The 14,922-nt window shown below is 49.5% G+C and carries 13 protein-coding genes; 6 read left to right on the top strand and 7 right to left on the bottom strand.

What is annotated here, in order from left to right; translation table 11 throughout:
* Positions 1-73: 73 nt before the first annotated feature.
* Together ychF and JXQ28_03995 are read right to left on the bottom strand one after the other, a co-directional pair.
* Positions 74-1,135, bottom strand: a complete 1,062-nt coding sequence (ychF, locus tag JXQ28_03990) for a redox-regulated ATPase YchF (protein ID MBN2276891.1) — start codon at positions 1,133-1,135, stop codon at positions 74-76.
* A gap of 94 nt (positions 1,136-1,229) precedes the next feature.
* The gene (locus JXQ28_03995; GenBank protein MBN2276892.1) at positions 1,230-2,081 is read right to left on the bottom strand and encodes a deoxyribonuclease IV; all 852 of its coding nucleotides are present in this window, start codon (positions 2,079-2,081) and stop codon (positions 1,230-1,232) included.
* 281 nt (positions 2,082-2,362) lie between these two features.
* Between JXQ28_03995 and JXQ28_04000 the strand changes: the two genes are divergently transcribed.
* The 5 genes from JXQ28_04000 (at position 2,363) to JXQ28_04020 (ending at position 6,373) form a co-directional block, all read left to right on the top strand.
* Positions 2,363-2,578, top strand: a complete 216-nt coding sequence (locus tag JXQ28_04000) for a hypothetical protein (GenBank protein MBN2276893.1) — start codon at positions 2,363-2,365, stop codon at positions 2,576-2,578.
* On the top strand, positions 2,578-2,937 hold the full coding sequence (locus tag JXQ28_04005) for a prepilin-type N-terminal cleavage/methylation domain-containing protein (protein MBN2276894.1): 360 nt from the start codon (positions 2,578-2,580) through the stop codon (positions 2,935-2,937). Before JXQ28_04000 ends, JXQ28_04005 begins: the two co-directional genes overlap by 1 nt.
* An 8-nt stretch (positions 2,938-2,945) precedes the next feature.
* Positions 2,946-3,764: a hypothetical protein gene (locus JXQ28_04010; GenBank protein ID MBN2276895.1), complete on the top strand. Its 819-nt coding sequence runs from the start codon at positions 2,946-2,948 to the stop codon at positions 3,762-3,764.
* 63 nt (positions 3,765-3,827) lie between these two features.
* Complete coding sequence (locus tag JXQ28_04015; protein MBN2276896.1) at positions 3,828-4,682, top strand: hypothetical protein; 855 nt, start codon at positions 3,828-3,830, stop codon at positions 4,680-4,682.
* Between the two features lie 62 nt (positions 4,683-4,744).
* Positions 4,745-6,373, top strand: coding sequence for a pilus assembly PilX N-terminal domain-containing protein (locus JXQ28_04020; GenBank protein ID MBN2276897.1), 1,629 nt, complete (start codon positions 4,745-4,747; stop codon positions 6,371-6,373).
* Positions 6,374-6,455: 82 nt separating this feature from the next.
* On the opposite strand, the gene JXQ28_04025 is transcribed toward JXQ28_04020, so the two are convergent.
* The 5 genes from JXQ28_04025 to JXQ28_04045 form a co-directional block, all read right to left on the bottom strand.
* Positions 6,456-7,841, bottom strand: coding sequence for an insulinase family protein (locus JXQ28_04025; protein MBN2276898.1), 1,386 nt, complete (start codon positions 7,839-7,841; stop codon positions 6,456-6,458).
* Positions 7,838-9,196 (bottom strand): insulinase family protein, encoded by a 1,359-nt coding sequence (locus JXQ28_04030; GenBank protein MBN2276899.1) that lies wholly within the window; start codon positions 9,194-9,196, stop codon positions 7,838-7,840. Before JXQ28_04030 ends, JXQ28_04025 begins: the two co-directional genes overlap by 4 nt.
* Before the next feature lie 149 nt (positions 9,197-9,345).
* Positions 9,346-10,182, bottom strand: coding sequence for a hypothetical protein (locus tag JXQ28_04035; protein ID MBN2276900.1), 837 nt, complete (start codon positions 10,180-10,182; stop codon positions 9,346-9,348).
* 4 nt (positions 10,183-10,186) lie between these two features.
* Positions 10,187-11,236 carry a hypothetical protein gene (locus tag JXQ28_04040; GenBank protein ID MBN2276901.1) on the bottom strand — a complete coding sequence of 350 codons (1,050 nt, stop codon included), beginning with the start codon at positions 11,234-11,236 and terminating at the stop codon, positions 10,187-10,189.
* A gap of 3 nt (positions 11,237-11,239) precedes the next feature.
* Positions 11,240-12,040, bottom strand: coding sequence for an RNA methyltransferase (locus JXQ28_04045; GenBank protein ID MBN2276902.1), 801 nt, complete (start codon positions 12,038-12,040; stop codon positions 11,240-11,242).
* A gap of 64 nt (positions 12,041-12,104) precedes the next feature.
* Here JXQ28_04045 and JXQ28_04050 point away from each other — a divergent pair, with 64 nt between their 5' ends.
* Positions 12,105-14,726 (top strand): BamA/TamA family outer membrane protein, encoded by a 2,622-nt coding sequence (locus JXQ28_04050; GenBank protein ID MBN2276903.1) that lies wholly within the window; start codon positions 12,105-12,107, stop codon positions 14,724-14,726.
* Positions 14,727-14,922 lie beyond the last annotated feature (196 nt).

The raw sequence follows: 14,922 nt of genomic DNA on the forward strand, positions 1-14,922 counted from the left end.
GCATCTATTTTATCTTTTTTATCGGCCACAACAAAACCCCTTGTCTCAAAGTCTCATCCTGTATCAAAGCTTGCTATATGTTAAACCGGAACAGGATGACATCACCATCCTGGACCACATAATCCTTTCCCTCGACATTCAATCGCGCCGCCGCTTTCAGGGCCGCAAGGGTTCTATATTGTATATAATCGTCGTAAGAGGCTACCTCGGCCCGTATGAAACCCCGTTCGAAATCGGTATGGACCGCCCCGGCCGCCTGCGGTGCTGTGTATCCCCGCCTGATCGTCCAGGCCCGGCATTCGGGCGGGCCGATCGTGAAAAACGATATCAGCCCCAGCAGGCTGTACGATCGTTGTATGAATTTATCGACCGCCGGTTTCTCGATCCCGAGATCTTTTAAAAAAGCCGCCCGATCTTCTTCGGCCAGCGCCGCCAGTTCCATTTCGATTTTACCGCAGATGACTGAAATATCTCGAACCGAATCTTTCCTGTATTTTTCATACCCCCTGAAAAGAGCGGCATGATCGGCCAGCTTTTCCTCGGATATATTGAAAGTCAATAATTGCGGTTTAAGAGTCATGAAGGAATAACCCCGGATTATCTTTTTGTCTTCGTCGCTCAAACCGATTTCAGATAGAAGGGTCTCTCGATCAAGCGCCTCCCGGCATTTTTTCAAAATCTCCAGTTCCCGGGCCCGCTCGGTCTTGCCGGTCAGTTTGATGGCTCTTTCCAGCTTATCGACATTATTTTCAATCATCATCAGGTCGCCCAGAATCATTTCATCCAGCAGGGCTTTATAATCCTGCTCTGCGGTGGCACCGGGATTGAAATCGTCCACCACTACCACATAGGCATCCATTAACCGCAGATCATGCATTATTTCCGACTCGCTTTTGCCTTTCCTACCCTCCCCCGTAAACCCGGCGGCATCGAGAAATTCGATCTCGGCATGGGTCAGTTTCTTTGGGGGGGGATCGAAAATCCCGAAAAGATTTTCCAGTCTCGGATCGGGAACCTTAATTATGGCCCGATGCACCGCCCGCGAATAATCCCCGACCGCTTCATTTTGCCCCGAAACGGCGTTAAACAGAGTCGTTTTCCCGGATTGAGGCAACCCGATAATTCCCAGTTTCATAATATTATTATATCCCAAATAATCCGTAATTGCAAGTTTTAACCACCGTGGATAAATTCATGAGTACATCCCGGCGGCGATTATCGTGCCGATTTTATTTATTATCGACCAGTGAGCGCAGGATACTCAGATTTTCAATATCCTCATGTAAATCTTCGCTCTTGTATGTCTCGAGTATTTTAGGGATTTTTTTCAGCCGCCGATCATTCATTATATTCCGAAAAGGCTCGAGGCCCAGCTCGCCCCGACCGATGTGCTCGTGACGGTCTTTTTTGGCCCCGAACGGTTTTTTCGAATCGTTCAGATGGATGACCTTCAGGTTTTTCAAACCCAGGACCCCGTCGAACTCCCTCATGGTCGCCCGGTAGTCAGACACTTCCTGGATTTTATACCCGGCCGAAAAAATATGGCAGGTATCCAGGCAAACCGACATCCGCGATTTGTCCTCAACCAGATCGATAATCCGGGCCAGTTGCTCGAATTTATACCCCAGATTGGTTCCCTGACCGGCAGTTGTTTCCAGACAGATTGAGGTCTTGATATCGGGCCGGTCTCCCAGAATACGATTACAGGCCGCGGCGATCCGTTTCAATCCGTTATCCTCTCCCGAACCGACATGAGATCCCGGATGCATCACTAACTGCGGAATTTTAAGCGTCCCGCATCGTTCCATTTCAATTTTGAAGGAATTGACGGATTTCTCGTAAAGCTCATCATCAGGTGAAGCCAGGTTGATTAAATAACTGACATGGGCGCATGAAACCGTCACCCCGGTATTCTTTTGTTCGACCAGGAAGCGCTCTATTTCCTCATCGGTTAACGGCTTGGCTTTCCACTGGTTGGATTGTTTGGTGAATATCTGGACCGTCTCGCAACCGGCTTTCTGGCCGTCCAGAACCGCATTATAAATCCCCCCCGCAATCGACATATGGGCACCCAGCATCATCTGACAAGTCCTCGCTTCCTCTTTACCGATAAATACATAAACAATATCCTTACTGCAGAAAACAACCGGCACGATCGGCGGTTCCCACTCGGTGGCATCATCTCATGATCTTACCGATGATCATATATAGTCATAAAGGCCGCCTGCTTCAACATTTAAAATTGTCGAAGGGCCGACGGAAAGACTTCGAACAGGTATTATTCACGGATAACGCCGCGCTATGAACCCACTCCATTCAATATGGGAGATATCCCATATTTTTTTTATCTGAAGCGATCCGATTGATTAATATTAAAATCAATCGAAAATTAATTTTATCCCGCCCCAACGATCAATTAAAATCGCGCCTTTCCGACAACACCTTGTCTGCCAGCACCTTAAAATCTCAAAATGCTACTGGCCCGGCGGCCGGGAATATTCGCCGGCCATTATTGTCTCAAATTGGCAGGCTGTTTTCAAGGGTTTTCCGTGAAGAATTAGAAAAGGAAGTGATTTAATGAAAAAGATTGTCGCAAATAACGGTTTTACCATCATGGAGGTGCTGGTGTCAATCATTATTCTGACCCTGTCACTTCTTCTTCTTCTCAATATGGCAATGGTCGCCCTGGAGGGCAATGACTGGTCCAACCGGGCCACCGAATCGACTCAGCTTCTGCAACAGAAACTCGAGGAACTTCGGACCGGAACCAATATTACCAGCGGTATCGACACCATTAACAGTATCCAGCGAACCTGGAACGTTTCCACCGTTGCCGATCATCTTCGGAAAATAGACATAACCGCATCATGGCGGAATCGAAGCGGCGATTTGCTTCAGAATTCCCTGGCGGCATACGTACGAACCGACAGCATATAGGTGGTTATATGAACCGTGCCTTATTAAAACTCAAGTGTCACGGGGGCATAAGTCTGATGGAGACGCTGATTGCGCTCTTTCTAACCGGGCTGGTGATCACGACTGTCTTTAAAGTCTATGTCAACCAGCATAAAAACTGGGCTATCCAGGAAAACGTAACCGACGTACAGCAAAACCTGCGGGCGGCCATTGATGAACTCAGCCGCCAGATTCGAATGGCAGGTCACCGCCTTCCCCTTGGCCTGGATGGGATTGCCGCTTACAATGCCGATCCCGATACCATTATCGTCACCTACGTGGGAAGTAACAGCTCCCAGGCCGTTCTTGACTCGGATATGGGGGGCTCCGGCTCCGATCTGGATTGCAATGGATCGGATTTGAGTGGTTTCGAAGATGGGCAATTGGCCTATATCTTCCAGCCCGACTCCGGTGGCGGCGAATTCTTTGCTGTGCAGAGCATCGATATCGGCAATTCCCGCATAAGCCCGACAACCAATTTAACACGGGCCTATCCCAAAGATGCCGTTGTCCTGGCCGACCTGCAGAGAATCAAATACTATGTCGACAACAGCGACACTCTGCATCCCAACCTGATGATCATTCTGCCGGGCCAAACACCGGCGGTCTATGCCGAAAATATCGAGGATTTGCAGTTCCGGTATCGGATGAAGAACGGTTCGATCATCGATCAACCGGTCATTATCGATGATATCCGGGCGGTATCGGTCGGTATCCTGGCGCGTTCCAATAACCCGGATCCCGACATAACCGGTGATCCCTATCAACGTCGTTTTACGTCGACAACCATAAATTTAAGGAATTTTTAATTGAATACGGATCGAACCATACCAATAATGCCGTGTTTCTTTCCGTCCGAAAAGGGGTAGGAGATGAATTCGAGAGGACTTAACTATGGCCGGGGTGCCGGATTGAACATCCCCGAAAAAAGACTGTCTGGTGAAAAAGGTATCTCATTGATGGAAACTCTGATTGCTCTCTTTCTGGCCGGACTGGTCATTACGACCGTCTTTAAGGTCTATATCAGCCAGCACAAAAACTGGGTCATCCAGGAACAGGTTACCGATATGCAGCAGAACGCTCGCGCCGCAATCGATGAATTGGGCCGCCAGATCAGAATGGCCGGACACGGTTTGCCTCTGGGTATGCCCGGGCTGGAAGCCTACAATGCCAATCCGGATACGATCGTCATCAATTATGCCGTTGGCGGCTGCGATGCCGTAATCGAACATGCCATGCCCAATCCTTCCGCGGAATTGCGTTGCGATGGGCATGATGTCTCATGTTTTCAGGAAGGTCAGTGGGTCTTTATATTCCAGCCGGATTCCGGCGGGGGTGAGTTTTTCGAAATCACCAATGTCCAGACCAGCTCTTCTCATATCCAGCATAATACCATGACGCTCTCGCGATCATATCCTGCGCAATCCATCCTGATCGCCATGGAACAGGTTAAGTATTATATCGATAATACTGATACTGCCCACCCTAATCTGATGCTTAAACTGCCGGGCCAGGCGGCACAGGTGTATGCCGAAAATATCGAGGATTTGCAGTTCCGGTATCGGATGAAAAACGGCTCCATTATTTCTTCCCCGGTCATTATCCCTGATATCCGGGAGGTGGCCATCGATCTGGTGGCCCGGACTGATAATCCCGATTCGGATTTCGCCGGCGATCCCTACCGGCGAAGAACCTATTCTTCCAACGTTAATTTGAGGAATTTTTAAATGATGTATTGCTCGATCATGATTTTGGCTCTCGACACACGGCATCCGACAGGAGGTGCAAGATGACGCTTTTTAGAAAAATGGGTGAGAATCGAGGAATGGCGGCTTTCATAGCGCTCGTTATAATGGTCATGTTGACGCTGATCGGCGCGGCCGCTATCAAGCTGGCCAACGATGAAATCAGCATTGCCGGAAACGAAATGAAGGAAATGGGCGCGTTTTATTCCGCCGAAGCCGGTCTTGACAAAGTGGCCGCCTCAATCCAATCGCAGTACGAATCCACCGGCGCTCCCCCGACCACCCTGCCGTCGGGTAGTGAAAGCCTCGGTAATTTCAGTTTCGCCTATAATACGGTGGACAACGGCGCCGCCGTACAACGAACCCTGACCCAGGGAACCCTGGCCGGATTGAACGCTTTGGTCAAAACCTATACCATCACTTCGACCGGTATTTCATCTCTGGATCAAAGTCAGGTTACCCTGACCCAGGAGTTCGAATGCGCACTGGTTCCACTTTTCCAGTTTGCCGTTTTTTACGGTAACGATCTGGAAATCGCCCCGGGACCGGACATGAGCCTTATCGGGCGTGTGCACTCCAACGGTAACCTCTGGCTTCAGGCCGGATCAAACCTGTATATGGACAGCTACGTCACCTGCTCCGGAAACCTGTTGCATGGCCGGAAAGGCGCTGGAGGTGTCGATAACGGTAGTGTTTATATCAAGGATACCGATGGCAATTATCAAAACATGAAAAACTCCGACGGTACTTTTCTGGAAGCGACCGACTCTGAATGGTACGATTCGGCTTCGGTTCGCTGGGATGGACGCGTTCAGGACGCGGCCTTCGGTCAGGGCCAGTTGAACCTGCCTTTGACCAATGCCGGCGACCCGCATAAGCTTATCGAGCGGGCTTCGGGTAACCCCGATTCCTATGAGAACTATGCCGACATTAAAATCATCGACGGCGCCGTGTTGGCCAAAGTCGGAACCGTCTGGCAGGATATCACTTCCGTGCTTCCGTCCGGAACCATCACCAGCAAAACTTTCTATGACGGTCGTGAAGGCAAAACCGTACATTCCACGGATGTCAATATGTCGCTTCTGGCCACTTCCTCATATTATCCGACCAATGGCGTTATCTATGCTTCCGATCAGCGCTCGGGAACATTTAACGCCATCCGGCTCACCAACGGGTCCGATGTCGGGACCGGGATGGCCATCGTCAGCGAAAACCCCATGTATGTCGCAGGCAATTTCAATACTGTCGACAAGCAGCCGGTTTCGCTGGCCGCCGATGCGGTAACCTTTTTATCCAATAGCTGGAATGATTCCAAATCAACTTATAGTAAAAGTTCTCGGGTCGCCTCACAGACTTCGGTTAATGCTTCAATCATGACCGGTAACACCAATTCCACCTCCACCAACTATAATGGCGGTCTGGAAAACCTGCCGCGATTCCTGGAAACTTGGTCCGGAGTCAAATTTTCGTGGCGCGGCTCGCTGGTTAATCTCTGGAATTCCGAACAGGCCACCGGGAACTGGGGTGGAACATACTACGACCCGCCTATTCGTGACTGGGCCTATGATACTGATCTGGATGATCCATCCAAACTGCCGCCCGAAACCCCCAAGGCTCGTATTTTCCAGAGAACCCGATGGCAGCAGTCTGAGGTTGGCTATGCCAGTGAATAAGCTGACCCAATAATGCATAATCCGCTGATTTTACCGGACATAAAAAACCCCGACACCGGTCGGGGTTTTATTTTTGGTCTTCTTAATTATCGTCGGCCGTCAGCAGTTCCACCGGACCCAGATCCATCAAACCACTCTTCACCGACACTTCCGGTCCGATAATAATAATTGTCCACTTATTAAAATCCAGGTCCTTCCGGGCGGCCTGCTTCAGGGCCGCAGGATCCACCGAATCAATCGTTTTCAGCATGGTTTCATTATAGTCAAACTTAAGTCCCAGGCCATACAGCCAGGTTAACTGCTTCAGGGTCGTTGACGGCGATTCGAAGTACATCGGTACCACCCCGCGGAAAAAATTCGCGGCCCCTTTCAGTTCCTGCGCCGGGATCCTGATATTCTTTATCTCTTCTATTATCCTCAGTGCCCCATGAACCGCATCGGGAGCCATATCATTGGCGGCGGCACCATGTATTTCCCAGACCCCGCCGCCTTTCAGCCAGTGAATCCGGGAACTTATGCCTGTGGCCAGATCCTGCTCCTTGACAAGACTTCGAAACAATCGCGAGATTTCGCCCGAACTGCCCAGAATATAATCAAGCAGGATAACCGCCGGGCTTTCGGAATCGTCGAGATGTCCTATTGGCCGCCCGATAACGAATTCCGTGCTGGGAGCTTCCGGGCTATCGATAATAAAGATGCGAAGAGTATCCTGATCAATGGGTATACTTACCGGAGAGGCATTTTTAACTTTTCCGGACCATTCCGAAAAAAGCGATTTTATTATTTTCTTAACCTCTTTACCATCAAAATCGCCGCCAACCGCCAGAATGGCGTTGTTCGGACGGAAATACCGCTCACGGAATTTCTTCACCAGATCGATATTGATACGTCGCAATCCGGAACGGGAGCCGCGAGGATTAAGGCCGTACCCTTCATCACCATATATCATCTCGAACAGAGTGTTGGTTAATCTATCCTCTGGTACGGAGTTGGACTGCATCAGCCGCGAAACCGCATTCCGTCGAAGACGGCTCAAATCAGCCTCCTCCGGTTCCGAACGAATAACCATCTCGGATAATGCGGCCAGGCCGAATTTTATATCCCGGGAAAGAAAATTCCCGGATATAACCGCACCGTCCCGATCAGCCGATGATTCCAGTATTCCTCCAACCGAATCCACCGCCTCGATCAGCAGGTCCCCGGGGTATTCGGACGTACCCTCCCTGAGTATCTGCACCGCCAGGTTGGCCAGACCGGAATATCTCGATGAATCGGCCTCGGAACCGATCCCGAATTGCAATCTGAAATCCACCAGAGGAAATCGATGATCTTCAACCATGACTACTTTTAAACCATTGGCCAGCGTAAATTCGGAATATTCCGGAATCAATCCGGCAAAACATGTCCCGACAGACAGAAGTCCGGTTGACAAAATTATGACAACCGATATGAAAACCTTATTCTTCATTGTTCTGTATGTTGCTCCCTTGCCCCCACCGGTGATTCAGCCGAGTAAAGCATGACACCCGTCCGATTCTCCCGTCCCAAATACCTGATGGCCGTCTCAAGGATATTCTCTTTGTTGACCGCCCGCACCTGCTTGACATATTTAACCGAGTAATCATGATCCCGGGCAATAATTTCATGAAAACCAATTATTCCGGCCGTCCGGTCTATATCTCTGATGGCCCGGTAATAATCCACCTCAATCCGGTTTTTCGCTCTCTCCAGTTCAGCATCGCTGACCAATTCGGTTTTCAATCGTTCGATTTCCCCGCAGATCTGTTTTTCCGCCTCATCCATCGGAGTATCATAATTGAGTATGGCATAAACATAGAACATTCCCGGATCCTCGGTTCGAAATACGCCTCCGCCGATATACATGGCCGACTTTTCCTCGACAATCATCTTCCGTTTCAACCGGGAGAATTCCCCGCCCGCCAGAATATAATTGATAAGGCCAAGTTTGGGAAAATCCTCATGAGTCGCTTCAGGTGCATGAAAACCCAGCAATATCGCCGGTATGCCCACAAATCCTTGAATTCGGGAGAATCGTTCGCCGATTTGATCCGGTTCGATTATTCTCCGGCGTTCCGGAACACCGTACGACACAATGGGTCCGAATAACTCCCTGACCCTGGTTGTCAGAGCCGCCAAATCGAAATCGCCGAAAACCACCAGGGTGGCGTTGGCCGGTTGAAAAAAACTCCGATAATAATTCTTGACATCCTCGATAGTAATACTGTTCACATCTCCGGGCCAGCCGAAAAAAGGATTGCGATAGGTGTGAGATTTATAGGCCAGGTTCATGAATTCTTCGTTGATATGGCCGTAAATGGAACTCTCTATATTGACCAGACGATCCCGTCTGAGAGCATCTTTGGCCAGCAGAAGATTCTCAATCGTAATGACAACATTCTGCATCCGGTCCGATTCCAGATAAAGCACCGTATCAAGAAGATTCGAGGGTATTTTGGTGACGAACCAGGTCAGGTCAAAATCCACTTCACTGCCGCTGAATCCGCCGCCCGATTGGATAATCCGGGTAAAATTGTCATGGTCATTTCTGGGGGTGCCATAGGCAATTATTTGGCGGCAAAGCTGGCTGATTCCGGTCCGACCGGGCATCTCATCCTTGATACCGACATGATAAATAAGAGCCACCGAGACCAGAGGCGTCGCCCGATCCTCGCAGGTAATTAATGTCAGGCCGTTGGGAAGAATCGTCTTGCCGACTTCCTGGCCGGCCGGAGAAACAACCGGCAAACCAGCAATTATAAGCAGGCCGCAAATTGTCAGCAGGTATTTTACAGTGCCGTTCATCAGCCCCAAATTAAAAAAAATATGCCATATTGGCAATAATTTTCCATGGCGTCGATATATGAAACGTGCTCTACCAATAAAGGTTTCATTCTTACCGGCAGTTAATCACATATTGGTATTCCGGGCAGGGAATCCCGGAAGTGGTTGCTTTATTTTATCAGGGATTCCTGTGAGCCGTTGACCAAACCGGCATAAAACGATGTGGCGTCGTTTCGGTTGCCTTTGCGATGACGGCCCTGTAGACCAAGGAAGTACTGGGTCAAATTGACTCTGGCCCCGATTTCAAAATTTTCATCATTATCCAGACTGGCATAAATTTCCGTTCCCTTGATGGGATAGATATTTATTCCGTAGTTATACGATGCCCCGGAAAGACTCTGGCCGGTTGAAAGACTTACCTCGATCGAAAGGGCGATCAGATTCCGGTCCATGATGTATGTCAGCGAATAAACCTGCTCGATATCGCTTTTTTCCCCCGCAACGCGACTTCTGTTTAAATTCGTAAATGTCGCCGCTATCGAGTATTTTGGATTCTCGCGAAGAATAAAACCGAGATTCCAGAGATGCTTTTTATGATACCCCTCCGGCCCCTCCGGGATATACAAATAGGAACCGCCAATATAGAAACCGTGACTCAGCTTCTGTCCCAACCCGAAGATATATTCGCGGTAATCATCTCCCAGAAAATGGCGCAGACGCCGATAGCCAATACCGATCCCCTCACCGGTGAGATTCAATCCCCAGTTATCGGCGAACTCCCCGTCGTAATACTCCCCTATGACCTGTGTGCAAATGGCGGTATATAATCCCAGTCCGGCCGGATTTATCCAGGTCGCTTCCGGACCGTTGACCATTGAAATGAACCGATGGTAATAGACTCCTTCGGGAAGAATCAGACGGTCAGCCGCAGTCGCCGGTGAAACAAATATACCGCCCCCCAGGATGGCGGCCATTAAGACTGCTATAATGCCTTTGAATCGTATCATCAGTTTAACGGACTCCTTCGATACTTATATCGGCATTACCGCCCAGATCAATCGTTATCTGCCCCTCACCATCACCGGATACCATTTCCATCCGATTACGGGTTACCTGAAGCGGCTTAACCGGAATATCCACGACATGAATCTCCCCGTCGGGATTGACCTCAAGCGAAAAATTCGCCGATAGGTCTTTTGGCACGGCCAGCTCGACATCTTCATAATTATTGGTTATCGCCAGATAGGCGTCGCTCAGTTTTTCGATCTCCATCCTGATCGGGCAATGATTTCCGATTATCCGGGTATTCTCACCCACCAGTTGTATGCCACTCAGACGTATTTTACCGAAACTACTCCTGACCACAAAAGACCCGGTGGCGCCATCGATCAAGATGTTCCCGTTTTCGTTTTTTATTCGGGCCGGCTCGAAACTGGTTACCATATTCTTGATCCGAATATCCGCATTGGTGGTATTGATTACTACCTCGCCCTTAATATCTTTCAGGCTTATATCCCGGCTGGTGGTGGTCAGTTCGATCCGGTCCTGTATATTCTGGGCATCAATCTGCCCGAACGACCCCTCATTCTTGACCGATGAAAAGGGACCATCGACAATCAAATCAAAATAATCGGCATCGACTTCAATCCGCGACCCGGCCGGAATATCAAGATTCCCCTCAATTATCCCGGCCTCGTCACTGCTGGACCAGGGAGCCGGATTGGGCGAACGCAACAACAGGTTCAACCCATCTATGGATTTCTGTAACTCCACCTGAATAAGATCGGCATAATCGATTGCTTTGGAATGCGATGATGTCTTGATGATTTTCTTATAACTGAACCTGGCCTCATTGTTATCCCCGACATTGATATATAACTTCCCGGACAGGTACGAGGCCGCCGTAATCGTTATCAGGCCGCCGGACTCGGCTTTTTCCGATACGACTTCCTCCCTGGTTCCGAAGCGGCCGTCACCAAGTTCATAAATTTCGGTTCCTGTGGTGATCAACACAAAAGTAATCCAGGCAATCGGTATAAACAGCAATGTCCTTTTATTCATATCTCAGTCCTTCCCCGAAAACAAATCATACAGCTCTTTCATTAAAATCGAGCCCGCCACCGCGGCATTGAGGGATTCCACCCGGTCGCTGTGGCCTATTCTTATCCGGGCATCCGCCCCGGCGATATATACTTCGGAAATCCCCTCCGCCTCGGAACCAATGGCCAGAATAAAGCCGTCTTCAAGGCGGAGATCCCCGGAAATTACCCCAAGGTCATCTCCATGCAAATCGCCGACCAAAAGCGGTAATTTTCGATCCCGATGCCATTTATCAAAAAATGATGATGTCATTCCATATACCGGTACGGCGAATATCGCTCCCGATGATGATCGGACCACCTTGGGATTGTACGGATCCACGGTGCTCCCTGTCAGCAGAATCATATCGATACCGAAAGCCGCCGCCGAGCGAATCAACGTCCCGGCATTACCGGGATCGGAGATATTATCGATCAATAGGAAATTCCTGTAATTGCTGTCATTCAGGTCACCCGGATTAGCCTCGGTAATATTGAACAACCCGATCAAACCCTGGGAATGTTCCGTATCCGATAACTGATCCAGATCTCTGGCGGTAATCATTTCCACCGCAACTCCCCGCCCCTGAAAATCATTGACAAGTTTCAATCCTCTCTCACCGATCAGGGTTTCCGAGTAAAAAACCCTCTCCGGCATCCGCTCATGGCGCAGGGCTTCCTCTAAAAGGCGGACCCCCTCGGCTATAAATTGCCGATATTCCGAGCGTCCCTTTTTTCTCAGCAATGACCTGAGTCGTTTTTTTTCGGTTTGAGTCAGCTTCGACAATATTGCTTGCTTTTAGTTATCACGCACCTTTATTAATTCCATTAAACATATGAAACTGAGTAAAATGCAAGCTAAATCTATCGGGCTGATTATGCTCGTCTGCCTGATTCTGGCCGGGACCGCCGTCGGCGACACCACCACCATTCGGATCGGCTGGTGCGAAACAGGCTATCAGCCGGCCGAAGCGGGATATAAAATCGGGCTGGCTTTATCCGGGGGCGGAGCCCGGGGGTTGGCTCAAATCGGCGTTTTAAAGGCCTTCGAGGAAGCCGATATCCGGATCGGCGCTATTGCCGGAACTTCCATCGGCGGTATTATCGGGGGACTCTATGCCTCCGGTTACAGCGCCGATGACCTCGACAGTATTATCGGTGATATCGACTTCAATAAACTGTTTACCAATAAACCGGCCCGGATGTCCATGTTCCCCACCCAGCGGGAGGAGATGGAACGATATTTGATATCCATTCGGTTCGATGGTTTTCATCCCTATATTCCCAGCGGCCTGACCGCCGGACAGAGACTGAGCGACCTCCTCAGCCGCCTGACCATGAAAGCCAATTACATTTCCGGAGGCGATTTCAATCGTTTGCATATCCCCTATAGAGCCGTCACTACCGATATTGTCTCCGGTCGCGAAAAAATCCTCGCCAGAGGAAATCTGGCCGATGCCATGAGAGCCACGATGGCTTTCCCGCTGGCCTTTACCGGCGTGGAAACCGGGGATATGATCCTGATGGATGGAGGCATGGTCGATCCTATCCCGGTCAATGTCGTCCGCCGCCTTGCCCCTGATCTCGATTTAATCGTCGCCGTCAATACCACCAGCGATCTCCTGCCGAAAGATAAAATCAACGATCCGGTCGATATCGCCAACCAGGTCACTTCCATCATGACCATCGACAAACTCGAGACGGCTCTCCGCGAGGCGGATTTGGTCATATCCCCCGATCTGTCTCAATATCCCGGCACTGATTTCGATAAAGCCGACAGCCTGATTGAACTGGGCTACAAGGCCGGAAAGGCCATTATCCCGGAACTGGAGTGGGTTCTGGATAACAGCCATGAAACGCGTTTGCTCCATCTGGTCGACATCTGTTTTGAAACACCGGGCCTTGAATATGAAAAGCATGCTTTTCCTCTGAAAACAGGAACGATTATTTCCGCCGATTCGATAAATATCCTGATCAATTGTTTTTTCAGCGACCATCAACTGCTTTGCCTTGAAACAAATATCATCGACCTTCCCTCGAAACCCGGTCAATCAGATAACGTTGCTGTCCTGGTAAAAATGACACCCCGACCCGACATGTCGCGGCTTTCGGTCATAATCAATGGTAACCATATTTTCAGCGATTCTCTGCTGGCCGGATTGCTGAGTACCGAAGACAATTTTCTTTCGGCCGAGGATATCGAATCCTTTTCCGACAGCCTGGTGGCGCTTTATAAATACAGGGGGTTCGACCTGGCTCATGTCCGAAGGCTGACTTTTGATCCCGAAAACAATACCCTGAACATTGATATCGATGAAGCCATAATCGAGGCAATCAAAGTAACCGGCAACAAACGGACCAAACAATGGCTGATTAAAGCCAATTTCCCCTTAAATATCAACCGCCCCTTCAATTCCCGTGAAGCCCGCAAAGGCATTAACAATATCTTTGCCACCGACCTGTTCGAACGGGTAACCATGAATATTGTCCCCGGAGACAGCGGCGCCATTGTCCGCATTGCGGTCGAGGAGCGTAAATTCACCCAGCTTCGTCTGGGCTGGCACTGGGATGATGAATACTACAGCGAGCAGTTTCTGGAAATCCTCGATGATAATCTGTTCGGTACCGGCCAGGAATTTCTTGTCCACGCCCGCTATGCCGACCGCCGCCAGAGATATGAATTATCCCTCAAGGCCGATCGTTTTTTCTCCACCTACCTGACCTATCGAACCAGGGCCTTCTATAACATCCTCGATCGCAAAATTTATAATCCCGATGGTGAAACCGATTCATCTTTCCGGGAAAACAGCTATGGGTTCGAATTCCTCCTCGGTCACCAGCTGGCCCGTCTGGGTACCTTAACCAGTGGGGTCAGATGGGAAAATGTGGAAAATAAATATTCACCGGGAGGAAGAATCGAAAAGATCAAACTTCGCTCCCTGGAACTTAATTCCCGTGTCGAGACCATAAATCGCTATCCCTTCCCGACCGGCGGGAAAAAACACCTCTTCAATTTAAGATATGCCGCCGATATTCTGGGAGGACAAATAGAGTATACCCGGATTTTCAGTTCCATTGAATCCTATTTTTCCATTACTGACCGGATTAATTTCCATCCCCGGCTGGCTATCGGGCATATCGATGCCGAACACGGCCTTCCCGATTCCGAAAAATTTTACCTCGGCGGTCATTATTCTTTTTATGGCTTTCAAACCGATGAACTGGTCGACGGCAAAATGATCCAGGGCAATTTCGAGCTTCGATTTAAATTACCGTATCGCTTCTACCTCTCCTCGCGATATGATCTCGGTCAGGTTTACAGCACGGTCGATCAGATCAAATTGAAGAATATTCGTCATGGTTTCGGATTTTCGCTGGCCTATGATTCGCCTATCGGTCCGATCGATTTCGGCTACGGCAAATCCGGTAATCATCCGGATCAATTTTATATCGATATCGGACTCGCATTCTGAATTTCCCCTTGAAACATCCGCAATTGATCTCTAACCGCAAGTGAGACAATTCCCCGCTTGACAAAAGGGCTTCTGTGCGTATTTTATAAAATAGAAAAATAAAGATCCCTCAGATACCCGCCATACGCCATATTTTAGTGAAGGGTGACAGGAGAATACCGAAAAAATATAATAACGGACCGGACTGGTCTGCCTG

The sequence above is a fragment of the Candidatus Zixiibacteriota bacterium genome, from assembly GCA_016933955.1.
GTDB lineage: Bacteria > Zixibacteria > MSB-5A5 > GN15 > PGXB01 > JAFGTT01.